The organism is Pseudoflavitalea sp. G-6-1-2 (assembly GCF_012927185.1).
Taxonomy (GTDB): domain Bacteria; phylum Bacteroidota; class Bacteroidia; order Chitinophagales; family Chitinophagaceae; genus Pseudobacter.
In genome coordinates this window covers 865,171-889,629 of the sequence record NZ_JABBGB010000002.1, presented here as the reverse complement: position 1 = coordinate 889,629, position 24,459 = coordinate 865,171, and the positions used below count along the sequence as shown (strand labels likewise).

18 protein-coding genes are annotated in these 24,459 nt (G+C 44.9%); 12 read left to right on the top strand and 6 right to left on the bottom strand.

The window, feature by feature from the left end:
• Position 1: 1 nt before the first annotated feature.
• The 4 genes from HHL16_RS13220 to HHL16_RS13205 all read left to right on the top strand — a co-directional run bounded on the left by HHL16_RS13220 (position 2) and on the right by HHL16_RS13205 (position 11,771).
• Complete coding sequence (locus tag HHL16_RS13220) at positions 2 to 1,900, top strand: AAA domain-containing protein (protein ID WP_169425670.1); 1,899 nt, start codon at positions 2 to 4, stop codon at positions 1,898 to 1,900.
• Between the two features lie 279 nt (positions 1,901 to 2,179).
• Entirely contained in the window at positions 2,180 to 5,605 is a 3,426-nt protein-coding gene (locus tag HHL16_RS13215) for a hypothetical protein (protein WP_169425669.1), read from the top strand.
• 10 nt (positions 5,606 to 5,615) lie between these two features.
• The gene (locus tag HHL16_RS13210; RefSeq protein ID WP_169425668.1) at positions 5,616 to 11,150 is read left to right on the top strand and encodes a DUF6443 domain-containing protein; all 5,535 of its coding nucleotides are present in this window, start codon (positions 5,616 to 5,618) and stop codon (positions 11,148 to 11,150) included.
• A 57-nt stretch (positions 11,151 to 11,207) separates the two neighbouring features.
• On the top strand, positions 11,208 to 11,771 hold the full coding sequence (locus tag HHL16_RS13205; protein WP_169425667.1) for a hypothetical protein: 564 nt from the start codon (positions 11,208 to 11,210) through the stop codon (positions 11,769 to 11,771).
• A gap of 89 nt (positions 11,772 to 11,860) precedes the next feature.
• Here the strand turns inward: HHL16_RS13205 and HHL16_RS13200 are convergent, their stop codons facing one another.
• Positions 11,861 to 12,052, bottom strand: coding sequence for a hypothetical protein (locus HHL16_RS13200; RefSeq protein WP_169425666.1), 192 nt, complete (start codon positions 12,050 to 12,052; stop codon positions 11,861 to 11,863).
• 48 nt (positions 12,053 to 12,100) lie between these two features.
• Here HHL16_RS13200 and HHL16_RS13195 point away from each other — a divergent pair, with 48 nt between their 5' ends.
• The gene (locus HHL16_RS13195; protein WP_169425665.1) at positions 12,101 to 13,306 is read left to right on the top strand and encodes an NAD(P)-dependent oxidoreductase; all 1,206 of its coding nucleotides are present in this window, start codon (positions 12,101 to 12,103) and stop codon (positions 13,304 to 13,306) included.
• 65 nt (positions 13,307 to 13,371) lie between these two features.
• Here HHL16_RS13195 and HHL16_RS13190 read toward each other — a convergent pair whose 3' ends face one another.
• Genes HHL16_RS13190 through HHL16_RS13180 form a run of 3 tightly spaced genes read right to left on the bottom strand, consistent with a single transcriptional unit; the run spans position 13,372 to position 16,414 of the window.
• A complete protein-coding gene (locus HHL16_RS13190; protein ID WP_169425664.1) occupies positions 13,372 to 14,085 on the bottom strand; it encodes a methyltransferase in 714 nt (237 codons plus the stop codon).
• Between the two features lie 25 nt (positions 14,086 to 14,110).
• Positions 14,111 to 15,115, bottom strand: coding sequence for a tRNA (adenosine(37)-N6)-threonylcarbamoyltransferase complex transferase subunit TsaD (gene tsaD, locus HHL16_RS13185; RefSeq protein WP_169425663.1), 1,005 nt, complete (start codon positions 15,113 to 15,115; stop codon positions 14,111 to 14,113).
• Between the two features lie 45 nt (positions 15,116 to 15,160).
• The gene (locus HHL16_RS13180) at positions 15,161 to 16,414 is read right to left on the bottom strand and encodes an ABC transporter permease (protein WP_169425662.1); all 1,254 of its coding nucleotides are present in this window, start codon (positions 16,412 to 16,414) and stop codon (positions 15,161 to 15,163) included.
• A gap of 100 nt (positions 16,415 to 16,514) precedes the next feature.
• On the opposite strand from HHL16_RS13180, the gene HHL16_RS13175 reads away from it, so the two are divergent.
• The 4 genes from HHL16_RS13175 to HHL16_RS13160 all read left to right on the top strand — a co-directional run bounded on the left by HHL16_RS13175 (position 16,515) and on the right by HHL16_RS13160 (position 18,675).
• Entirely contained in the window at positions 16,515 to 17,384 is an 870-nt protein-coding gene (locus HHL16_RS13175; protein WP_169425661.1) for an aldose 1-epimerase family protein, read from the top strand.
• A 184-nt stretch (positions 17,385 to 17,568) separates the two neighbouring features.
• Complete coding sequence (locus HHL16_RS13170) at positions 17,569 to 17,946, top strand: hypothetical protein (protein WP_169425660.1); 378 nt, start codon at positions 17,569 to 17,571, stop codon at positions 17,944 to 17,946.
• Positions 17,947 to 18,124: 178 nt separating this feature from the next.
• On the top strand, positions 18,125 to 18,376 hold the full coding sequence (locus HHL16_RS13165) for a hypothetical protein (protein WP_169425659.1): 252 nt from the start codon (positions 18,125 to 18,127) through the stop codon (positions 18,374 to 18,376).
• Positions 18,373 to 18,675, top strand: a complete 303-nt coding sequence (locus HHL16_RS13160) for a type II toxin-antitoxin system RelE/ParE family toxin (RefSeq protein WP_169425658.1) — start codon at positions 18,373 to 18,375, stop codon at positions 18,673 to 18,675. The genes HHL16_RS13165 and HHL16_RS13160 overlap by 4 nt, the downstream gene beginning before the upstream one ends.
• Positions 18,676 to 18,678: 3 nt before the next feature.
• Here HHL16_RS13160 and HHL16_RS13155 read toward each other — a convergent pair whose 3' ends face one another.
• Entirely contained in the window at positions 18,679 to 19,527 is an 849-nt protein-coding gene (locus HHL16_RS13155) for a YitT family protein (protein ID WP_240966134.1), read from the bottom strand.
• 194 nt (positions 19,528 to 19,721) lie between these two features.
• On the opposite strand from HHL16_RS13155, the gene HHL16_RS13150 reads away from it, so the two are divergent.
• Positions 19,722 to 21,317, top strand: coding sequence for a peptide chain release factor 3 (locus tag HHL16_RS13150; RefSeq protein WP_169425656.1), 1,596 nt, complete (start codon positions 19,722 to 19,724; stop codon positions 21,315 to 21,317).
• 190 nt (positions 21,318 to 21,507) lie between these two features.
• Positions 21,508 to 22,128: a GNAT family N-acetyltransferase gene (locus tag HHL16_RS13145; RefSeq protein ID WP_169425655.1), complete on the top strand. Its 621-nt coding sequence runs from the start codon at positions 21,508 to 21,510 to the stop codon at positions 22,126 to 22,128.
• Here HHL16_RS13145 and purB read toward each other — a convergent pair.
• Positions 22,101 to 23,447 carry an adenylosuccinate lyase gene (purB, locus tag HHL16_RS13140; RefSeq protein ID WP_169425654.1) on the bottom strand — a complete coding sequence of 449 codons (1,347 nt, stop codon included), beginning with the start codon at positions 23,445 to 23,447 and terminating at the stop codon, positions 22,101 to 22,103. The two genes, HHL16_RS13145 and purB, sit on opposite strands and share 28 nt — an antisense overlap.
• 65 nt (positions 23,448 to 23,512) lie before the next feature.
• Between purB and HHL16_RS13135 the strand changes: the two genes are divergently transcribed.
• A complete protein-coding gene (locus HHL16_RS13135; protein ID WP_240966132.1) occupies positions 23,513 to 24,280 on the top strand; it encodes a menaquinone biosynthesis protein in 768 nt (255 codons plus the stop codon).
• The last annotated feature ends 179 nt before the right edge of the window (positions 24,281 to 24,459 follow it).

Genomic DNA, 24,459 nt, shown 5'->3' with positions numbered 1-24,459 from the left:
GATGGATTATTTCAAAAAGCTGCTCGATCTGCTCAAAACCGAGCGGCAGGAAGATGAAGCCCTTTACCGTCAGCTCCATACAAAGCTTTCCGTAAACGACCGCCGTTCGGCTGGCCTTAGCTGGTACCCCGTTGCCATCCGCGATACCGAACCCACCAAAGGAGACTATCTAACGGTGGAGCTGGAACGCACTACCAATCAGGATATCCAGCATCAGTTCCGGACCGGCACATCCGCCGCACTTTTCTCCAATCATAACCGTGACGAAGATCGTGTGGAAGGTGTAGTGAATTATGTTGGCGCCAACAAAATCAAAATAACCCTGCGCACCGACGAACTCCCCGAATGGACCCGCAACGGCAAACTCGGTGTGGATCTGCTTTTCGACGATAACAGTTACGACGAAATGCAGCAGGCCATCAAACAGGCCATTGCGCTCAACGAGAAAAAAGAAGAAGGGAAACTGGTACGCATCCTCACCGGGTCTCAGACTCCCGTATTCGAAACATACGCATCACCCGTTGAATTCCCTGCACTGAATGCTTCGCAGGCAGCAGCTGTGAACAAGATACTTTCGGCTGAAGATCTCGCCATTGTGCATGGTCCTCCCGGTACCGGCAAAACCACCACGCTGGTGCAGGCCATCAAAGCGCTGGTGAAAAAAGATAAACAACAGATACTGGTAGTGGCTCCCAGCAATACTGCGGTTGACCTGCTCAGTGAGAAGTTATCCGATGCAGGGCTCAATGTGTTGCGCATAGGCAATCCTGCGCGCGTGAGCGAGCGTTTGCAGATGCTTACCATGGATCATAAAATGGTTGAGCACAATGGCAACAAAGAGATCAAAAAGATGAAGAAACAGGCCAGCGAGTTCAAAGACATGGCCCATAAATACAAACGGAGTTTCGGCAAAGCGGAACGCGATCAGCGCAAAGCGCTCTTCGATGCAGCACGTGACATAATGAAGCAGGTGGAGAAAACCGAACAATACATCGTGGATGATCTGATAGCGAAAGCGAATGTGATCACGGCCACGCTGATCGGCGCCAATCATTATCTCGTGCGCGATAAAAAATTCCATACCGTAGTGATCGATGAAGCCGGACAAGCACTGGAGCCCGCCACCTGGGTGCCTGTGATCAAAGCGCGCAAACTCATTCTTGCAGGCGATCACCTGCAACTGCCGCCCACGGTGAAATCCAATGAAGCAGCAAAGAACGGACTGAGCAATACACTGCTGGAAAAACTTGTAACACTCCATCCGGATTCCGTAGTGATGCTGAACGAACAATACCGCATGAACCAACTGATCATGGGATATTCCGCGGCAACATTTTACGATAACGAACTGAAGGCACATGCAAGTGTTGCCGGCCATACATTGCACAACGATGAACATCCTTTGCAGTTTATCGATACTGCAGGATGCGGCTTCGAAGAAGAGACCACCGGCACTGCTACTTCCAACCCTGAAGAAGCAGCTTTCTGTATTAAGTATCTTCAACAACTGGCAGCTGAAAAGCAGTGGGATAAAGACTTTCCAACGATTGGTATCATCTCTCCCTATCGCAAACAGATCGATGCGCTGAAAGAATTGCTGCAACATTCATCCGTGCTGCAACCGCACGCTGCAAAGATCACGGTGAATACCATCGATAGTTTCCAGGGGCAGGAGCGCGACCTTGTGCTCATTAGCATGACGCGCAGCAACAACGATAACCGTATCGGATTTCTCAGCGAGATCCGCCGTATGAACGTTGCCATGACGCGCGCAAGAAAGAAACTTGTTGTGGTAGGAGACAGCGCTACGCTAAGTCAGCACGAATATTATGCTGGTTTCATCGGCTATGCAGAACAGCACGACGCATACAAAAGCGCCTGGGAGTATATGGGAGAATAAAATGTTGTTGTATAATCTGCCAGCTAAATAAAAAGTTTTACCTTAGGATCACCTAAATCCATTTATGCGAATGAGTGAACGCAACAATTGATCTTTATTCATTGCAGTTTTCTTCTCCTTTGCGTCGACTTTCAGCCCCGGTTTTTTGCAACCACGCATGGCGGTGAATATGCACATAATTTCCGATTTTATTTATTGAATGCTGCGCCAGCGGATGTTCAGGTGATTTATGTCAATCCGGAAATCACGGTGGTTGTGGCTTAATTTACTGTTGAATTTATGAAAAATTTTGTTTTTCTGACATTCTTGTGTCTGACTATAACTGTGTCAGCTCAGGTGAATCTCCCTACTGGTAGCGCTGAAGTTAATATTCCATTGTTTAAGAATACTGATGAAAGAAACCGGTTGAGTGTTGATATCTCAATGAACTACGTATATGGGAACGGTGTTCGGCTAAATGAATATGCATCCAATGTAGGTGCGGGGTGGTCGCTCAATGCAGGTGGTGTTATTTCTCGGGTACAGTATGGTGAACCAGATGATCAGAGTACTTCGAATGAACATGGCCGTAACGACATGTTGATTGTAGGAAAAATTGCAAACGAGTTTTTCCCCGAGGGTTATATGTATTCTCCCATGTCTCCCACGAATTTGCCTCCTGCTGTTGGATCCTATGTACCTACACTTCCTAGTGGTACCTGGCAGGATTACAAGTTAAATATCGATGATAGGGAACAGGATCGCTACCTGTTTCAGTTCGGAGGACGAACGGGACAGTTTATTATTGGAAAGAATAAGGAAGTAAAAATAATCGGCGATGCTAAATTGAATGTGAGCTTCGTTGAGACGAATATGTTGCAGCAAAATGTGAGAACAAAAATATCCTCCTTTACTATTCGGGATGAGCAGGGGATTGAATATAAGTTTGATCAATTGGAGTTATCTACAGTATTTGAATATAGAAAAACAAGCAATCTACAAATGCTCAGTAACCTTACTGCGAAGAGAAATCCTGTAAATTATAGAGATAAGATTGTTACCAAATGGTTTCTTTCCGAAATAAAAAACCCCCTAACCCAAAAGAAGGTAAGCTTCACATATGAACCATATACGATTACAGCGGAAGGGCCTCGGCAAGTGACTGCGCAAACTGTTTATATAGGGAACACACCTAAAAAGTCTATGCAGTTTCTTAAGACTACCATAGAGTCACGTACTCAAAGACTAAAGCGAATCGATATGCCGGATAATAAGTCGGTTACGTTTGATTATGGCATACAAAGAGCTGATTTACCTGGGGAATATGCTCTCCATGTCATAAAGATATTTCAGGGTTACAAGTTGTTGTCTGGGTACAACTTTAGTTATGAGTACATGTCCCGTACAGAATTATGGCCACTAAACCGACAGTTTAATGAATGGGAGTGGCGATGGACAAGATTGTGTCTTAAGCAAATCCAAAAATTCGGAAGCAGTAATGGAACGATTCCGCCTTATAGATTTTCTTACAACATACCATATAATTCTACAGTGGTAAACCTGCCACCGACCATGACTTTTCAAACCGATCATTTTGGATACTGGGGAACTTTAATTACAGATGTTTTTGAGACGAATAATGGAACGGCTTCCTACATAAACGGACAAATCTTCACTGAAAAAGTAATTCATCCGAAGGATGACCAACTGATGCCCAGTCTTGGCATGTTGAATAAGGTCACCTATCCGGAGGGTGGGTCAATTACTTATGAATATGAATTGAACCAGGCTGAGGCGAGCACATATTCAAGCAAATATTCCGGAGGAGTAAGAGTAAAGCGTACTACCATCTATGATGGAGAAGATCATGCTAAAGATATTGTTAAAGAATATCGTTATACTAATACTGACGGAACTTCTTCTGCATTTGGATACGAAAAACCTATTTACGGAGAATCAAAAGTATTTCGACAATATAAGCATAGCAAAGACGGAGGGTACGGCGAAAATGCTAAAGAGTTTACAACCTCACTTGCAATCAATTTGCTCATGAGCAGGGCACAGGCGATGAGTGCGGGTACACTTGGGGGAGCCATGTTCAATGTTACAATGGGTGGAACTATCGAAATGGTGATTGTATATATTGTACTTCGGATTCTTGACGAGATTCTAGGAGACAATTTTCATGATTATGATGTGGCTATGGTTCATTTGGATAATCTTAATTTGGGTAATCCGTTGCCGCAAATGTATTCACGCGTAGAAGTAGTTGACATTGTGCAATCTGGTACATCACCGGTAACCAATGGGAAAGTAGTGTATGAATTTACTTCTGATCAGGAATATCCTTTTAGGAGTGGTGGGCCTATGACTGCACCATACAGCATGGGCAAACAAAGATATGCACCCTGGCTCTATGGTAATATGAAAACAGCAACCTGGTATAATGCAAGCGGCAAAAAAGTAAAAAATATTACCAATGAATATAATAGCATTGCTTATGAGTACCTTGATGCGAATTTTGCATCCCGTGCCTGGGTTCCTAATCGTTATATCATAGGTTTTTATTTACGAGCCTATGATGAAACAGAAGATCAATTTATTACTTCTGAAGTCTATTATCCTCTTCTGGGAAGAATGGAACTGAAAAATTCAACTGTAACACTCTTTAATTCATTAGAGCAACCAGTTCAATCGAATACTACCAACTATACCTACAATCAGGGAAACTACCTGGTACAAACGGTGGCTGTTGCAGACAGTAAAGGAGATATTAGCGGATCTACTACATATTACTCCAGTGATTACAATGTTTCCGGTGTAATCAATGATATGAAGCTTAATAATATTCTGCAAGTTCCATTAAGTGTAAACATCTGGAAGCAGAATGCCGCAGATGGCGAACGAAAACTCATTTCTTCCACTGTAACCGAGTTTGGCCGTATTCCGAATGGTGATTTTCAGCCTGTGAAAACCTTTCAGTCAGAACTGACAATACCCTTGGAAAACAGTATCGCTTCGACAATCAAATTCTCAACCAGCAATCTCACTGGGTATGATTACCTGAAGCCCTCTTCAACCCATATTTATGATGGCAGTGGCCATATGACGGAAGTTGTCACCAATTTTGGTGGTGCCCGGAAGTGCCGGTTATATGATTATAACGGGTTAGAAGTTGTAGCTGAATGTATCAATGCTACTACTTCCGATATCCGGTATACTTCTTTTGAAGCAGATGGAAAAGGAGGATGGGAATATGATCCGCAAAGTATTTTATATGATGAACCCGGACCTACAGGAACAAGAGTCTACAACCTGACCTTCGGAACTGTGAATACAAAAATAGCAACGGGCAATAGAAAATTCATACTGTCTTTCTGGTCCAAGGGCGGCCCCGTTACTGTAAATGCACCTACCCCAAAATCACCGGTCAGAACGAGTGTGCCAATTAGTGGATGGACTTATTATGAATATGAACTGGAAAATATTACGCTACAGGATAATATTGGGTTATCTGGAAATGTAATGCTGGATGAACTCAGGCTTTATCCGGCAAATTCAATCCTTTCAACTTCTACCTGGCTACCTGGTATTGGCAAGGAGTCGGAGTGTGATGTCAATGGTCGTATCACTTATTACGAGTACGATGAATTTGGCAGATTGAAAAAGATAATGGATCAAAACCGCAACCTTCTCAAGGCATTCGAATACAATTACAAAAACTAACTGTTACATTATGCGAATACTTATCGTAGCAATATTATTGCTGACTTGTAACAGCACTTTTTCGCAATTGCTGATTAAAGGGCCTATTGTTGTACCAAAAGGATCACAGATTAGTTATGAAGTTGAAGGAGTTCCGCCAAGCAGCCTGGTATCCTGGGGTGCGTCTCCTACTGTTGAAATTGTAGGTGGACAAAATAGCTGCCAGATTACATGGCCAAATGAATATGCCGTAGCTACCATAGATGTTTTTGAAGATTTATATGGATACAGCGGGTCTATGACAGTACTGGTTGGTGGTCCATTTATCACTCCATTTAACCAATCCATACAATATGGAGAATCTACAGTGGTATTGACTGCTAATTATGGCAACTATCCAGCTACCTTTCTCTGGCAAAAAAAGAGTGCATCCGGTCAGTGGGAAAATATTAATGGAGCTACAAACGATAGCTACCTTCCTGCCTTGCCTGATGGTTACAGGGATACTTATTACAGATGTATAGTAACTATATATGGAGAGAATCATATTACCAATGAAGTATTGGTTGAATACGCTCATTTTGACCCTGGCTCGATTTTACTTAATTCACCTGTATCATTTAAGTCGGCTCCGGCTATTTCTTCAATACCTGCCTCAGGTGGCCTTTGCATTTTCAATCAATATCAGTATGTCTGGGAAGCATCGGTTGATGGCGGGCCATGGGAAGTAATTGGTAATACGCAAGCTTATCCGGCAACTGCTCCTTTGATTATCGGCGATACCAGAATCAGAAGAAAAGCTACCTGTCAGGGCCAGATGCTGATCTCCAATATTCTGGAAATAAATCCCCAATACACTTATGTTGATGCGGAGAACAGGAATTATATCCGTACCTATACCATCCATACAAAAGGAATACAATCTATTTATCAGGCGAATGATCTGGAGATTGGAAAGAAAACACAAAAGACAAACTACCTTGATGGATTGGGAAGAACAATCCAGCAGGTTGATAAGGGTATCAGCTCGTCAAACGGTAGTTGGCTCGATATGGTAACACCGGCTGCTTTCGATAATCAGGGAAGAAGCCCCAAAGGTTATTTGCCATATCCTTCGGCATCTCAACCCGGAACTTTCAAAACAGCGGTTTTCACCGAACAGCAGCAATTTTATGCAACAAATTATAATGAAAGCTCTCCATGGTCTTTAACAGGTTTTGAAAATAACCCGCTCAACCGTATCATTAACCAAATCGACCCCGGTACTAACAAGCAGACAAATAACCTTGGTATTTCTACGGATCTCTCAGATGCAATCGTAAATAAAGCCATCGAAAATGTACATATCTGGAAGGTTGGAGTTGAAGCCGGCGCATTACCTGTAACAACTGCAACTGCTGTTTACGCTGATGGTAAACTGAGGAAAACTGTCCTAAAAGATCAGGAGAAAAAATTAGTGATTCAATACTTTGATCTGAATGGAAACCTGGTAATGAAAAAACAGCAGCTGGCTGATGAGGAAGCTGGCTTGTCAATTGCACATGAAGGTTGGTTGTGCACTTATTATGTGTACGATGATTTCAACCGGGTAAGGTTCATTATATCCCCCAAAGCGGTAAAGTACCTCGACGGAGCCAACTGGGTCATCAACCAAAGTATTGTGGATGAGCTTTGCTTTAGCTATCTGTATGATGGGAGAGGTAGGGTGATATCCAAAAGAATTGCTGGGGGAGGCCTTGAGAAATATGTTTATGATATCAGAAATCGCCTGATTTTTACTCAGTCTGCAAATCAGGCTGCGAAGCAGGTGCCTGAATGGTCATCATTTGTTTTTGACGAATTCAATCGCCAGGTTATGACAGGTATTTATAAATTTTCAGGTTCGCAGGCTGATCTCCAGACAGTGGCAGACAATTCCGCCAATATGGAGATTCACTATACTCAGGGTACTCCGGTTACGGGTCCTTTGACGGTAACAACAAGAACTATTCAGGATGCCCCATCCGTGTACAGGTCAGACGTGAGTATCGATTTTCTTCCTGAATTTGAAAGTTTGACCGGTGATGAGTTTACTGCTGAAATAACTGGTGATGGTGTGCCAGGTGGATATACCGTTTATGCCTTAGGGAGTTACCCAGTTAACGTAAATGATGCCTCAGTGTACACAATTCTCAGTTATCAATACTATGATAAGTACAACTATCCAGGCGTCAAACCTTTTGATAACACCCATACAAATACTCTGGCTTATGCTGTAACAGGTGATATCCTTCCGATCACTCATACCGATCGTACTACGGGAATGGTTACCGGTTCTAAAGTTAGAGTACTTGGTTCATCGCAATTCCTTATCAGCACTATTTATTATGATGAAAACGGGAATATATCTCAGACTATCGGTGAGAATATTAAGAACGGTTCTGATATTGTAACCAGTCAACACAGTTTTGATGGGAAATTGATGAGCGAGTATACCAAACACGGTGCTCCCGGAAGCCCATTCAATGATTTCACATTGCTGAAAAAGAATAGCTATGATAAGATAGGTCAGTTATTAGCCGTTGAACAAAAGCCAGGAAATTCAGGTTTCAAAAAAATTGCATCCTATCAGTATGATGAATTTGCCAGAACAAAAAATAAAGAAATTGGAGAAAAACCGGGCAGTGCAGGCACTGTATTAGAATCTTTACGGTATTCTTACAATGCCATGGGACTGCTTACCGGTATTAATAAAGATTATGCATTAACTGCCTCATCCGGCTCGCAATGGGATAGTTATTTTGGTATTTATCTGGAATCTGAAAACGTAGATAACAGGTTTGCAGCGACCAGGTACGACAATCTGCTGACTGGTGTGATCTGGCGTTCGCAAGGCGACAACACTCCCAGAAAATATGATTTCAAATATGACAATGCTGCCCGCCTCACAGGAGCTGATTTTCATCAGAAGGCGAACCCTGCTGATGCAACCTGGACCAATGCTGCAGTAGACTTTTCCGAAAAGGATATTACTTACGATGAAAACGGAAACCTGAAACAACTTAACAGAATGGGCATAATGCCCGGTACTGCTGCTGCTGTGTTCATTGATAAACTACAGTACACCTACATGCAGGTTAGTGGGGGCGAATGGAGTAATAAATTGCTGAAGGTATTCGACAATAACCCTGGTACAGGAGCTACTGCAAATGGCCTGCAAGGTGATTTTAAAGATGAGAATTTTAATGTGAACGCAAATGATTACACATATGACGCCAACGGTAATATCGTAGTAGACAATAACAAAAAAATCAGAGAAGGCAGTGGCAATGGAATAGTGTTCAATCACCTGAACAAGCCGGAAAAAATCGTTCTTGAAAATAAGAGTATTGTTGACTTTGTATATGATGCTACGGGTAATAAACTTTCTAAAAAGGTCACCAAACAAGGGCAGACACCGGTAACAACCTATTATGCCGGAGACTTTGTTTATGTGGAAAATGAGCTGGAATACTACTTACATGATGAAGGCCGTGTAAGAATAATGACGCCGGTAAGCAGCACCACTCCATTAGGTGCCAGCGCAAAAATTAACACCGGAAACGTACAGTTGAGTACAGATAAATGGGGTGTATATGAGTATTTCGTAAAAGATCATCAGGGTAGTGTACGAATGGTACTTTCAGAAGAGTCCCACAAGGATATTTACTCAGCTTCAATGGAAATAAATGCAGCATCTGAAGAAGAGCGATTGTTTGGTAAAGTAGATAACAATGGTAATCCGATGCACGCAGGGAACGAGTTGTACGATACCAGAATAAGCAAAGATTTGATTCCTTCCTGGAGCTCAAATACATCGGGCTCTGTTGTAAAACTTGTAAGCACAGGAGGTGCAAACGGTAAATGTGTTGGTCCGAATATGTTGCTGAAGGTGATGGGTGGAGATTTTATAAGCGCTTATTCAAAGTATTACTATGATCTTCCTGTAGCTCCTGTAAATAGTCAGAGTATTCTCAATTCAGTTGTTTTTAGTCTACTCGGCGGGTTAAGTGGAAATGGGGTAAATCAACTGGTGAAAAATGGAGCTGATGGTATTCAGGCTGTTTTGCAGGACCCAGTGTTGAGTCCATTGCTGCCGTTCATGCAGAATCGTCCGGCTCCTGATGTAAGCCGCCCCAAAGCTTACCTGAATTACATGTTCTTCGATGAAAACTTCAATTATGTCGGAGAGGCTAGCGGTGCGAAGTTAATAAGTGGCAACTCAAACGATAATGCTGTCAGTGCGCTGAATATCAGGGTGCCAAAAAATGGGTATGCATATGTGTATCTCAGCAATGAAAGTGATTGGCCGGTATATTTTGATGATTTTAAAGTAACCCATGAAAGAAGTGCTATTGTTGAAGAGAAGCATTATTATCCTCATGGAATGAAGATAGCTGCAATCAGCAGCAAAGCTTTCTATCGTCAACAGATCCGATACGGGTTCCAGGCTGAATTCAGTGAAGAGGAAGAAGAATCAGGGTACAATGAATTTGAACTGAGAATGTATGACCCGCAAACTGCAAGATGGACAGGCACTGACCCTTTTGATCAGTTTGCAAGTCCGTATATTGGGATGGGAAATAACCCGGCAAATCTGCTGGATCCTTCAGGAGGGGCAGTTGATGGTTTGTTTGCAGGATTGAGTCTTTTCAAACAAACACTTGTCGGGGCGACAGCTGGTTTCATTGTTGGAGGTACAGTAGGGTTGATGGTAGATGCAAAGCAGCCATGGAATTATGCCATTGGAGGGGCGTTAACGGGAGGCCTGATAGCTTATGCTGCAGGAAGTTTTACTGTTTCAGCACCCTCTGGAGATATTCTCACTGCAACAGCCAATGATCAGGTTTCTCAACAGGTAGGTAAATTAAAGATAGTTATGATCAGAGTACATAAATACGGCAAATTGGTTTATGAACCGATACACGATTCCTATTGGGGTATTATTCAAACAGGTGATAAAATATTAGGCGGGGATGCCAGACTTGGGATTGATATTACACATATTTCGTTTAATGGCCCAGTGTCATATGGGTATTATAGAACGGAAACCTATAGCTCCATAAATTACAAAGCTCCTCAATTTCTTCCCTTACCTAATCCGTCTATACCAGCTGTTCAAAGTAATTTCAGACCATTAAGAGTTGAGACAGGTCAAATGGTTCCAGATCCACTTGAGATTAACTTCAATGGTAATTCAGATCAACTTACACCAACTGGAAATAATGTGGGACTATTGCAGATCAGGATTATCGCTCGAATAATGACAAACAACCTGAACCGCTCCTTGACTCTGACCGGTAATACAGGCCTTGATAATCCACAGGGTCTTCCCTTAAGAGTCATTGGCCCCATTGCTCGCGTAAATGGCCCCGGTGTCCTTAACGGACGACCTTCTACTATTGCTCGTATTGCAAGGGCCAGAGCTGAGACTATTCGAAGGATATTCATCAATCGTTATGGGATTAATGGAAATAGAATAACAACTCAAGCTGGAAATCAGTATAATGATCCGGCAGGCCGTAAAGTTGAGTCTGTTCTACGATGATTTCTGACCGAGATTATCTCGGCATTAATATTCATGGCAAATTAAAAATAAACTACAATGAAATTTTTGTTGCTTATTACAGGTATAATATGCATTCTGATTGTGAATCCCTGGTGTTCAACACAAGGGCAACAAATTACAAGTGCTGCAGAAAAAAGAGAAGATGGGCTCTTATGGTCATCATCTCGTAATCTATCTGTTGCCGATTTTCAGTATGCGGATAGTCTGGCAAAATCTTCTGGACATAACTCAGGTGCTTTTTGTAGTGTTACCTTTATTATGGATCCCAAAATGGTCGATGATAAAGTTGTATTTACTGGAACAGCAATTTTTTACAAGAAGAAATCCTGGATTTCCCGGAATGCTGATCATACTGTCTTAAAGCATGAACAGGGACACTTTGATATTGCAGAAATCTATGCAAGGAAATTTACTGCCGAAATGAAACAGTTCATAGGATATTACGAGCCTGATTTAATGTTAAAAGTTATGAAGGCATATGATAAACTTGTTCTAGAACTTGATAAAGAACAAGCAGAGTATGATAAATATTCTTTAAGTAGTCATGGGCAGAACTTCTATTATGAAAAGATTGCAAAGCTGCTGGCTGTTCAGCAGTAATCATTCTAAACGAGAAAAGGGTACTCAATATGTATTGGGTACCCTTTTCTATGTTAAGGAATTATAAGTATCCATAATAATTTCAGGCTTTAGTCTTCAGTTTCCTCCTCCTCATCTTCATCAGATGAGCTTTGTTGCGAAATCTGCGAAGCCATCATCAGCAAAAGGGGCGAAACATCAGCAGCATTTGCAGAAAAGTCCTGCATCAATGCCGTTACTTGCAACAACTCTTTTTGGGAAAGAATATCTTCCGGATCACCACCCAGAACTTGTTCAACCATGCGGGATAATTCATTGAAATTGTACATTTGCAACGCAAAAATACGAAAATGATTAAAATCGGACTCATCCGCGAAGGCAAGATACCAGCAGACAACCGTGTTGCGCTGACACCGGCACAATGCAAATGGATCCATAAGAACGCACCCGGTGTGCGTGTGATTGCCCAATCTTCGCCCAATCGCTGCTTCTCCGACAGGGAATATCAGATGGCAGGTGTTGATGTTCAGGAAGATATCAGCGAATGCAGCATCCTGCTCGGCATCAAGGAAGTTCCGAAAGATCAGCTCATTGCAGGCAAAACCTATCTCTTCTTTTCTCATACCCGCAAAAAGCAATCTTATAATCAAAAACTGTTTCAGAAGATCATTGCAGATAAGATCACGCTGATCGATTACGAATGCCTGGAGCATGAGGACGGTCAACGTATCCTCGGTTTCGGATTCTTCGCCGGCGTAGTGGGGGCACACAATGGGATGATGAGCTACGGCCATCGCACCGGCGCATACGATCTCGTTCGTGTACACAAGCAACGCAGCTTCCGCGAACTGATCCATACCTATTTCGGATTGCGCATTCCTCCTGTAAAAATTGTTGTAACAGGAAGCGGCCGTGTGGCACATGGCATTCTCGAGATCATGAACCTTATGGGCATTCACGAAGTAGAGCCGGAAGATTACCTGAAGAAACAATATACCTATCCCGTATATACGCAATTGAAAGGTGCAGATCTTTACGAACAGAAATCCGGAGCGCCTTACAACCGCATTCACTTTCACGATCATCCGGAGCAGTACAACTGCAAATTCCTGCCATATGCATTGCAGTCGGATATTCTCATGAATGGCATCTACTGGGATACAGCTATGCCAAGGCTTTTCGAAAACCAGGATGTACAGAATCCTGCATGGCGCATGAATACCATCGCCGATATTACCGATGATGCATTCGGTTCGGTACCTATCAATCTCGGCGATCAGACTATCGAAGATCCCATCTACGGAGTAGATAAAAATACATTTGAAAAAACAACGGCACATCTGCAAAGCAGTGTGGATGTAATGGCTGTGGGTAATCTGCCGAATGAGCTGCCACGCGATGCCAGTCGCTATTTCGGCGAGCAGCTGATAAAGTATGTGCTCGAAGATCTGTTGAAGAATAATCAGTCAGCAGTGATCGAGGGAGCCACGATGGTGAAGGAAGGAAAACTTACTGCGCGTTTCGATTATCTCGCGGATTACGCAGCGGGTAAGTAAGCTGTAAAACTTTTTTGAATCCGGTACTGCTTGTTGTAGTGCCGGATTTTTTTATGGGGATATGATTACAGGTAGAGATAATAATCTTTCAGCAACTCCGTAAACTCTTTCGTATACTCATTATCCGCTCCTTTGATAGTAAGCTCAAACGCCGGATTGAACTGATCGTTCACCCTGCTGTAATGCAATATGCTTCTGAAATAATCATGCTTCGGTGTTTGCTTCACAAGCAGATTTTCTACGAGCGAAAATCCATTTGCTGTTGCCAGCTGATGAAAATATTCCCATCTGTGATAAGGCAGTAATATGCCGAAAGCCCCGTGTGGCTCTAAGTTTCGTGAGATCACTCCAATCAGTTCTTCGAGGGTGAGTTGCTTGCTGTGCTTCGCTAGTTGTTCTCCTTCACTTGCCGATGCAAGATCATTCTCGAAGAAAGGCGGATTGGTGATGATGAAATCGTATTTGATAGGGAAGGAGTAGGAGCGTGCATCGCCGGGGAACACTGTAATGCGGTCTTTCCAGATGCTGCCCTGCACGTTTCCCTTCAATTGCTTGTATGCGCCGAGATCGAGTTCTATGCCGTGGATCTCTGAATTTGATTTCTGCGCAAACATCAGGCTTAACAATCCTGTGCCTGCTCCTATATCGAGTACAGTGGTGTAGTCGGCGGTCTTCGCTGCAAACCATGCTCCGAAAATGCAGGCGTCGGTGCACACTTTCATGGCACACTGATCCTGATTTACCGTAAACTGCTTGAATTGAAAGTAACCGTTTGCCATCGGTTGAATTTGATGTTGGAAATGATTACCACTCTGCTCTTGCGGATGGACTAACCGCTAACGCAGCAGCATCACCTTTAAGATATTTGAAGTAACCGGTGATGGCTATCATCCCCGCATTGTCCGTGCAATACTGAAATGCCGGAATGAAAGTATTCCATCCCTGTGTTTCGCCCATTGTTTTCAGTGCTGACCTCAGTCCGCCGTTGGCCGATACGCCACCTGCAATACAGATGTCTTTGATGCCGGTCTGAATGGATGCTTTCTTCATCTTGTTCATCAGTATGCTGATGATGCGATGCTGAATGGAAGCGCAGAGATCGTCCACATTCTTTTCGATGAATTGAGGATCGGTTTTGGTGTTATCCTGCAACAGATAAAGAATGGCGGTTTTGAGTCCGCTGAAACTGAAGTTCAGTCCGGGTATCTGCGGTTCGGGAAGTTTGAAACGATTGGGATCTCCGTTCTTCGCGTGTTTGTCTATGAGTGGTCCGCCTGGATAGGGAAGTCCCAGCATCTTGGCCGATTTGTCGAATGCTTCGCCTGCGGCATCGTCGATGGTTTCGCCGATGATGCGCATTTCATGCGGACTGTCGCACTGCACAATCTGCGTATGTCCTCCGCTCACAGTGAGGCAAAGGAAGGGGAACGATGGTTTGGGATCATCTATCAGATTGGCCAGCACATGAGCCTGCATATGGTGTACGGCGATGAGCGGAATATTCAGTGCGAGTGCCAGCGATTTGGCGAATTGTGCGCCTACGAGCAGGCTGCCGATGAGGCCGGGAGCCTGTGTAAAAGCAATGGCATTGAGGTCGCTCATGGTAACGCCGGCTTCTTTCAAAGCCTTGTCCACCACCGGAACGATGTTCTGCATATGCGCCCGCGATGCCAGTTCGGGCACCACACCGCCATATTGCTCATGTACCGACTGGCTGGCAATGATATTTGAAAGGATCTTTCCGTCTACGCATACTGCGGCCGAAGTTTCGTCGCAGCTCGATTCTATTGCAAGGATTGTGATGCTCATATTCCCTGCAAATGTACATACAAGAACGATTGTGCGATCAACCGCTTATTTGGTGCGGATAGCTACTACCGGATCCATTCTGGCTGCGATGGAAGCAGGAATGATCCCTGCCAGAATACCCACCACAATACAGATGGTGATGGCCAGCAGAATGATGCCCGGAGCCACAAATACGGTAAATCCGAGAACGGCCGAGAGGATGAAGCTGATGAGCAATACTACCAGCAATCCCAGCATCCCTCCGATAATGCAGAGGAAGGATGATTCAAGGAGAAACTCTGTGAGGATAGTGATCTTCTTCGCGCCGATGGCTTTCTTCAATCCGATCTGTGAAGTGCGTTCACGAACGGTTACGAACATGATATTCGCTACGCCGAACATGCCTACGATCAGTGAAAGAGTGGCGATAGCCCATCCTCCTTTGTTCACACCATCGAAGATGTCGGTGAAGAATCCGCTGAGTGCGTCGATATCGTTGAGTGCGAAATTGTCTTCCTGTGTGGGTTTGAGCTTGCGGATGGAACGCATCGCGCCCTGCAGCTCATCTTTCAGTTGGGCAATGGTGATGCCTTCTTTTCCTACTACCAATATAGATGGACCGGCCCAGTCTTCCCTGGCCAGTTGTTTCAGAAAATTGCGGGTGATGAGTACGTTGTTGTCGTAATCCCATCCGCCGAGCATGCTCTTGCCTTTTTTCTTCAGAATACCTACTACGGACACACGTTGTCCGTCTTTCAGTTTGAGGGTTTTGCCGAGGCCCTTGGTTACATCCGAACCGAAGAGGTTTTCGGCCACCATGTAGCCGAGTACGATGGTGCCTGTGCCCTGATCGAATTCATTCGGCAGAAAATAACGGCCGTATCCTACTTCAATTGGTTGAAGCCGGTTGAAATCTTCCGAGATGCCATAATAATTAAGTCCGCTGAGGATACTGCCGTTGTATTCGAGTGTTCCGTTGATGGCAGCGGTGAAAGCGATGAACCCGATTGCCGGTACTTTTTGTTTCAGCAGTTCCATCTCATCGTATTTGGGAGAAGGACGGTTTACGTATTTCCACCAGGGATAGTCGGCGCCTCCGCCGTATTCCCATTTGTCGATATAAATGCTGTTGGAACCGAGCGACTTCACATCCTGCTGAACAGCATATTCGAGACTGTTCACAGTAGCCAGTACCCCAATGATGCAGAGAATGCCAAAACCAACCCCCGAAAGGGAGAGCAGGGTTCTGAGCTTATGCGATTTAAATTCCTGCCAGGTTAGGTTGAGGCTGCTGCCGAGGATTTCGATGATACGACGCATATTCCAAATTTAGGTGATAGTTCCGGTACATTTGTCGCAGCACCCGCCGATTTATTTCAACGGCAAAAGGCAAGGATCAGGCTTTTTGTTAAATTGCTGCATGTTTACCATCGAAAGCCATCTCCTGAAGGCCACTCTTCACCCCAAAGGCGCAGAATTGCAGAGCCTGGTACAGAAAGAAACCGGTATTGAATATATGTGGAAGGGCGATCCCGCGGTATGGGGCAAACACTCGCCCGTGTTGTTTCCTATTGTAGGCGCACTAAAGGATAACACTTATGTATTCAATGGTGAATTATACAACCTGCCAAGGCATGGATTTGCCCGCGACAACCAGTTTGCAGTGGAGTCGCAGGATTTCGACCGCATCATTTTTCTGCTGAAGCAAAATGAAGCTTCCCTGAAAGCATTTCCATTCAATTTCGATTTCCGCATAGGGTACACCGTTCTCGACAACAGCATTGCCGTTACCTACGAAATAGTGAATACCGGGAAAGAAACGATGTATTGCTCGGTAGGAGGCCATCCGGCATTTGCATTGCCGATTGTTGCGGATAATGTATATGATGATTATTACCTCGAATTTGAGCAGGAAGAAAATGCTGGCCGCTGGCCGATCGCTGACGGCGGATTGCTGAAAACTTCTTCCATTCCTTTTTTGAATGATACGAAGGTGTTGCCGCTGAATAAGGCGCTGTTCGCAACAGATGCGCTGGTGTTCAAGCATCTCAATTCTTCGGCCGTGAGTTTGCGCTCGCATCAGTCTGAACATGGATTGAAAATGGAGTTTCCGGGTTTCCCGTATCTGGGGATCTGGGCAGCGCCCGGCGCCGATTTTCTTTGTATCGAACCCTGGTGCGGCATTGCCGATAGCATAGATTCGATGCAGCTGCTGGAAGAAAAAGAAGGGATCAATAAGCTGGAAGCAGGGGCGAAGTTCACCCGCAGCTGGACGGTTACAGTGTTCTAGATCCAAATAATTCATTTGCCGCCGACGCTGTAGAGCAGGCTGAAAATATTGGCAGGGGTTATCCGACCTCTGCCATTTTTATGAGTGTTGAATAATGGAAAAGTGATGGAGTAGCAAAAATAGACTGACAGAGTTTTTAAAGCAGGCACTTGCAGGATTGACATCAGCATGATAGATTTGAGATATGAAACTCAGGTTCATTACCCCGGAAAACCCCGACCGAAATTTAAGAGCAACCGCTCATAAGAATGGAAAACTCGGATTCAGTACGGCCGCTGCCAGAAAAATGCGGCTTGCAGTTGGCTACAGTGCGGCGGTAGCCATCAATGAAGATGATCCTGCCGATAATCATCTCTATGTAATTGTTTATCCCGGACTTAAAGATGATAATTTTAAGATAAGTAAGGCTGGAGAATACTATTATCTGAATGCCAAACCGCTGTTTGAGCAGCTCAATATCGATTATAAGAACGAGTCTGTGGTGTATGATATTTCTGAAGATATTGTGAACAGGGTGAATGTGTTTAAGTTTTCGAGAAGGCTGAATTCGTCATTGAGTTGATTTAGAAAATAGATGGGAGTGAATAGAAGCGATGATGGAGATTTGATTGAATAATGATGGAGTGCGGCAAGGGAGTGATGGTGGCGATAACGGTAACTGCCGGCCGGATATCGGGCGAAGTTCACTCGTAGTTGGACAGTGAGCGTGTTTTAAGTAAATTTGTTGTAAACCTGAATGTATGAGTGCGGCTACCAAACTGGTTAAAGAAATCAATGATTATCTGACTCAATTAAACGAGAATCAGAAGAAAGCTGTATTGACGGTTGTAAAGACTTTCGCGACTGAAAACGACAATGATGTTTGGGAAGACGAAGAGTTCATCGCAGAACTCGATCGCAGAACAAAAGAGTACGAAACAGGAAATGCAAAAGTACTAACGCTTGAACAACTGGAATCAAAAGTGAGGAAGGCATATAAGGGCAAGAAATGAATTACCAGCTGTTGTTTCATGAAAAAGTGTATGCCGATTATCTTGAAGCCTATGAATGGTATGAAGGTAATAAAGTGGGTTTAGGCGAACGCTTTCTCAAAATGGCGCAGGCTAAACTTGATCAAATCTCCGCAAATCCGGAGTTCTTCAGTCAGAAATCAAAAAAAGGTTACAGGGAAGCTACCCTTGATGTTTTCCCCTATACGATTGCTTACAAAATATACAAGAAAACCAAAACGATACTTGTTATCTCGGTTGTTCATCAAAAAAAGCACCCAAATAAAAGATATCGGAAATAGCCGCTAATGCTTCAGCGGCCGCTTCTTAATCATTCCGCCCCTCGTATCTTTTATGCTATTCATCACTACAAACGCATTCGGATCGATTATCTCTATCTCATGCTTTAGCCTCGATATCTCCAGCCTCGTTATAACCGTGAAGAGTATATGCTGGTCTTCCTGCACCAGTCCCCGTTTCCCGAATCCTCCTGCTCCTTTGTACACGGTAACGCCGCGTCCCAGTTTCTCCGTAATCACTTTTCCGATCTCTTCATTCTTGGGCGAGATGATGGTCACTCCCGTATATTCTTCGATACCCTCGATCAGAAAATCCACGGTCTTCGACGCCGAGAGATAAGTGAGCATAGAATACAGCGCCTTATCGATGCCCAGAAAATAGGCCGCGGCTGCGAATATCAGCACGTTGATCATCATGATCACATCGCCGATAGTAGCGCCCAGTTTCCGGCTGAGATAGATGGCGAGAATTTCGGTTCCATCGAGCACACCGCCTCCGCGTACCGCAAATCCGATTCCGGCGCCGAGAAAGAATCCGCCGAAAACCGCCACCAGCAGTTTGTCTGATGTTACTATCGGATACTCCACCAGCGCCAGGCAGAGTGCCAGCCCGATGATGGCCAGAATCGTTTTCACGGTGAACAGCTTGCCGATCTGCCGGTATCCAATCAATATGAATGGAAGATTGATGAGGATAATGATCACTGATAGCGGCCATCCACTCACTGCGCCGATCAGCAGCGAAATACCCGTTGCGCCTCCATCGATGAATTTCACCGGAAGCAGAAAACTCTTCAGTCCGAAACCCGCCGAAAGTATGCCGATTAGTATCAGCACGGCATCCTTCGAATTCATCAATATGATTCTTCTTAATTTGTAAACCCCTTTGGCTAACTGGTATGTACTGGACGGTTCAGACGGCTTGCGCTGCCGGAGAAAATTATTGGCAATGAATTGACGAAGTCTGTATCGCATGCAGGGTAAAAGTACAAATTGAGGCAGGATTATGTACCTTTGCGAGCGTTTTTCCAAAAAAGTCGAACACAAGCATGAAGTACAATCACGAAATTCAGAAAAGAAGAACTTTTGCGATCATTTCCCACCCGGATGCCGGTAAAACCACCCTTACGGAGAAATTCCTTCTCTTTGGTGGCGCCATTCAAACGGCCGGTGCGGTAAAAAGCAATAAGATCAAGAAGTTTGCGGCTTCCGACTTTATGGAAATCGAACGCCAGCGTGGTATCTCGGTGGCCACTTCGGTGATGAGCTTCGAATACAACGGTATTCTGGTGAACCTGCTGGATACTCCCGGTCACAAAGACTTTGCTGAAGATACTTACCGTACCCTCACTGCTGTGGACAGTGTTATCCTTGTGGTGGACAGTGTGAACGGGGTGGAAGAACAAACCCGCCGCCTCATGGAGGTTTGCCGCATGCGCGACACTCCTGTAATTGTGTTCATCAACAAAATGGACCGCGACGGCAAGAACCGTTTCGACCTGCTCGAAGAGATCGAGGCTGAATTGAAAATACAACTGCATCCCATGACCTGGCCAATCAACAGCGGCAAGGATTTCAAAGGGGTGTACAATCTGCACGATAAGAATCTCGTACTCTTCACTGCCGGTACAAAAGCGGCTGATGAAGACGTAGTTGAGCTTACCGATATTTCTGTTGAACTGCTTGATAATAAGATCGGTGAGAAGGATGCTTCATTATTACGTGAAGATGTGGAGCTGGTAGACGGTGTGCATGGCGAACTCAATGTTACCGACTATCTCGCCGGAAAAGTAGCCCCGGTGTTCTTCGGATCTGCCATCAACAATTTCGGTGTAAAAGAGATGCTCGATACCTTCATCCGCATTGCGCCCATCCCTCGCTGCCGCATGACCAGCGTTCGCGAAGTTTGTCCCGATGAAGAGAAATTCTCTGGTTTCATCTTTAAGATTCACGCTAACCTCGACCCCAAACATCGCGACCGCATCGCTTTCCTACGCGTTTGCTCCGGCAAGTTCGAGCGCAACAAATATTTCCATCACGTGCGTCTCGATAAAGACGTTCGTTTCTCCAACCCATACACTTTCCTTGCCCGCGATAAAGATGTGATCGAAGCAGCTTATCCAGGCGATGTGGTGGGTCTCTTCGATACCGGCAACTTTAAGATCGGCGATACCCTCACCGAAGGCCCCAATTTCTATTTCACCGGAATTCCCAGCTTCTCACCTGAAATATTTAAAGAAGTAGTGAATAAAGACCCAATGAAAACCAAACAATTGGAGAAAGGACTTTTGCAGCTTACCGATGAAGGTGTGGCGCAGCTTTTCACGCAGTTCGGTGGCAACAAAAAGATCATCGGATGTGTGGGAGAACTGCAGTTCGAGGTAATTCAGTATCGACTGTTGCAGGAATATGGCGCCAGCGTGGAGTTCCGCGCGCAGCCTTACTACAAAGCCTGCTGGATCACCAGCGCTGATCACAAAAAGCTGGATGAATTCACCAAGTTCAAATCGAACAATATTGCAGAAGATAAGGATGGTCACCTGGTGTACCTCGCACAGAGCGAATGGTTCCTCAACACGGAAAGAACCAATAACCCGGATATCGAGTTTCACTTTACTTCAGAGATTCATAAGGAGACTGCTTAGTCAGTTTTCTGCAAATAATACCGAACCGGCAGCATGGATAAACCACTGCCGGTTTTTTTATTCGAAGCGGTATGAGAAAATCTGCAGCAACCGGGGCAGGAAACATGGTATAGACTTGCTCAATAATTGCTCAATAATGGCTGGTTACTGGCTGACTTCCCCTTGAAATACGCTGAATATAGGCAGAATAATGGCTGAAAATAGGCTGAAACATTGCAAGGCTTCATGTGATCTGGCTATCTTCACCTATTCTCATCCTACAGGCGTAACTTACACTATGATCCACACGGAAAGGCTACATATCATGCCGCTTTCTGTGGCTGCACTAGAACTCTATCTGCAGGGGAATAATCTTTTTGAACTCAAGTATGGCCTCGCCATCAACGATCGCCTGGTTGCGCCCGAAGTACGCCGTTTCGTACACGCCATCACTCTTCCATGTATGCGCAAATCTCCCGGAGATCATTACCTCTTTTTCACTTTCTGGCTGGTGATTGAACAAAGTACCGGCATAGTCGTAGCCGAACTCGGCTTCAAAGGCGTACCCAATCCGGCCGGAATGGTAGAGATCGGATACGGTACCATGCCCGAAGCACGCAAAAAGGGTTTCATGACGGAAGCCGTTGGCGGGCTCATCAACTGGGCATCCACCCGTGAAGACACAAAAACCATTCTTGCAGAAACCGCGAACTCGAATACTGCTTCGATGCGCGTTTTACAGAAGAATGGTTTTGAACAATTCGATCAGAGAGGTGATATGCTCTGGTGGCGTAAGTCGCTTTCTCAGAACTCAGGATTCACCCCTGTATAATTGTGCGGAGAAATCTTTTTCAATTCTTTACGGATGGTTACCGGAACCTTCAGTTTATCTATGAACTGGTGCAGGGTCTGTTTGTTGATGCCCTGTTTGCCACGTGTAAGCTCCTTCAGTGCCTCATAAGGTTTCGGATAATTCTCACGGCGCAGAATGGTCTGAATGGCTTCTGCCACTACTGCCCAGTTACTGTCGAGATCATCATAGATCTTTCCATCGTTCAGAACCAGCTTGCCCAGTCCTTTTTCGATGGAGCGGGTAGCCAGAATGATATGCGCAAATGGCACACCGATATTGCGGAGTACGGTAGAATCCGTAAGGTCGCGCTGGAGGCGGCTTTGCGGCAGTTTTGCGCTCAGGTGCTCCAGCAATGCACTGGCGATACCGAGATTGCCCTCTGCATTTTCGAAGTCGATAGGATTCACTTTATGAGGCATGGCCGATGAACCGATCTCGCCCTTCTTGGTGCGCTGCTTGAAATAATCCATGGAAATATAGGTCCACATATCGCGGCAGAAATCGATCAGAATGGTATTGATCCTTTTCATCGCATCGAAATGCGCCGCAAGATTATCGTAATGCTCAATCTGTGTGGTGAACTGCTGGCGTTGCAGGCCCAGTGTGCCTTCTACGAAATCGTTGCCCAGTGTAACCCAGTTCTTTTTAGGGAATGCCACTGCATGTGCGTTGAAGTTGCCGGTTGCTCCGCCGAACTTGGCAGAGAAAGGCACTTCTATCAACAGCTGAACCTGATTCTCCAGGCGCTCTACGAACACGCGGATCTCTTTGCCGAGGCGGGTAGGGCTGGCCGGCTGTCCGTGGGTACGGGCCAGCATGGGAATGTCTCTCCATTCGTCGCTCAGCACTTCGAGTTGCTTGTTCAGGTTGAGAATGGCAGGGAGATATTCAAAATCCACGGCCTGTTTCCAGGAGAGCGGAACAGCAGTATTGTTGATGTCCTGCGAAGTCAAACCGAAATGTATCCATTCAGACAGATGTTCTGCTTTCAGGTCTTTCAGCTTTTCTTTCAGAAAATATTCCACGGCTTTCACGTCGTGGTTGGTGATCTTTTCGGTCTCTTTGATCTTTTGGGCGTCTTCGATGCTGAAGTTCTCTGCAGTGGCCTGCAGTCCTCTTCTCACAGCAACAGGAAGGGAGAAGAACTTCTTATCACCCAGAAACAGGAAATATTCTACTTCAACCATTACCCGGTATTTCATCAGGGCATATTCAGAAAAGTATTCATCGAGGTGCTGCACCTGATTGCGATAGCGTCCGTCAATAGGGGAAATGGCCGTGAGTGTGTTCAGTTCCATGTATAAGTTCTGTGTTGATGTTAAAAGTGATATTCCTTTACCTTTGCGCCGTAAAATTAATTCAATTGAATAAGATTAAGGTTGGAATCGTGAATTATCTCAATACGAAGCCATTATTATATGGAATTGAGCATTCACCTGTGATCCATGCTATAGAGCCCGTACCCGAATATCCTGCAAAGATTGCCCGCATGCTGCTGAACGATGAGATCGATATGGGCCTCGTGCCCGTAGCCGTGATCCCGCGCATGAAGCAATATTTCATCAACACCAATTACTGCATCGGCTGCACACAGCCAGTAGCCAGCGTTTGCTTGTTCAGTGACGTACCTGTTGAAGAGATCACCGAAGTGCTGATGGATTATCAGAGCCGCACTTCAGTAACCCTCGCCCGCATTCTGATGCGCGACTACTGGAAAATAAATCCAACACTCACCAATACGCAGGATGATTACCGACCACGCATCAAAGGCACCACAGCCGGCGTTGTGATCGGTGACCGGGCACTCGAACAACGCAAAAAAAGCAGGTATATCTACGATCTCGGAGAAGCATGGATGGCGCATACCGGCCTTCCGTTCGTGTTCGCAGCATGGGTTAGCAATAAACCACTGCCCGAAGATTTCATCGCAGCTTTCGACGAAGCCAACCGGAAAGGTCTCGAACATATCGATGAGGTAGTGGCCGAAAACCCTTACGACGTATACGATCTTCACGAGTACTACACCAAAAACATCAGCTACGAACTCGACGATCAGAAGAGGGCAGGACTCGAAAAATTCCTCTCCCTCATCCGTGAAGATGAATTACTGAAAGCAAGCATTGCTCAATAAACGGATAGCCTGCCACGCGCAGGCTTTTTCTTTGCATAAAATTTCTCATTTCATCTGTTTCTTTAGGCAACGTCGGGAAATTACTGAACTGCTCACGGGCTTTTTGCTTGTCTCCGTGAAGAATGCCTTCCCTTTTTCATCTTCCCGTTCGGCTTTGAATCTGAACTGATTCCAGTCTC

Excerpts from the sequence above, each read along its gene's own strand:
- HHL16_RS13220 (WP_169425670.1), top strand. The coding sequence starts at position 2 with ATGGATTATTTCAAAAAGCTGCTCGATCTGCTCAAAACCGAGCGGCAG.
- HHL16_RS13215 (WP_169425669.1), top strand. The coding sequence starts at position 2,180 with ATGAAAAATTTTGTTTTTCTGACATTCTTGTGTCTGACTATAACTGTG.
- HHL16_RS13210 (WP_169425668.1), top strand. The coding sequence starts at position 5,616 with ATGCGAATACTTATCGTAGCAATATTATTGCTGACTTGTAACAGCACT.
- HHL16_RS13205 (WP_169425667.1), top strand. The coding sequence starts at position 11,208 with ATGAAATTTTTGTTGCTTATTACAGGTATAATATGCATTCTGATTGTG.
- HHL16_RS13200 (WP_169425666.1), bottom strand. The coding sequence starts at position 12,052 with ATGGTTGAACAAGTTCTGGGTGGTGATCCGGAAGATATTCTTTCCCAA.
- HHL16_RS13195 (WP_169425665.1), top strand. The coding sequence starts at position 12,101 with ATGATTAAAATCGGACTCATCCGCGAAGGCAAGATACCAGCAGACAAC.
- HHL16_RS13190 (WP_169425664.1), bottom strand. The coding sequence starts at position 14,085 with ATGGCAAACGGTTACTTTCAATTCAAGCAGTTTACGGTAAATCAGGAT.
- tsaD (WP_169425663.1), bottom strand. The coding sequence starts at position 15,115 with ATGAGCATCACAATCCTTGCAATAGAATCGAGCTGCGACGAAACTTCG.
- HHL16_RS13180 (WP_169425662.1), bottom strand. The coding sequence starts at position 16,414 with ATGCGTCGTATCATCGAAATCCTCGGCAGCAGCCTCAACCTAACCTGG.
- HHL16_RS13175 (WP_169425661.1), top strand. The coding sequence starts at position 16,515 with ATGTTTACCATCGAAAGCCATCTCCTGAAGGCCACTCTTCACCCCAAA.
- HHL16_RS13170 (WP_169425660.1), top strand. The coding sequence starts at position 17,569 with ATGAAACTCAGGTTCATTACCCCGGAAAACCCCGACCGAAATTTAAGA.
- HHL16_RS13165 (WP_169425659.1), top strand. The coding sequence starts at position 18,125 with ATGAGTGCGGCTACCAAACTGGTTAAAGAAATCAATGATTATCTGACT.
- HHL16_RS13160 (WP_169425658.1), top strand. The coding sequence starts at position 18,373 with ATGAATTACCAGCTGTTGTTTCATGAAAAAGTGTATGCCGATTATCTT.
- HHL16_RS13155 (WP_240966134.1), bottom strand. The coding sequence starts at position 19,527 with ATGAATTCGAAGGATGCCGTGCTGATACTAATCGGCATACTTTCGGCG.
- HHL16_RS13150 (WP_169425656.1), top strand. The coding sequence starts at position 19,722 with ATGAAGTACAATCACGAAATTCAGAAAAGAAGAACTTTTGCGATCATT.
- HHL16_RS13145 (WP_169425655.1), top strand. The coding sequence starts at position 21,508 with ATGGCTGAAAATAGGCTGAAACATTGCAAGGCTTCATGTGATCTGGCT.
- purB (WP_169425654.1), bottom strand. The coding sequence starts at position 23,447 with ATGGAACTGAACACACTCACGGCCATTTCCCCTATTGACGGACGCTAT.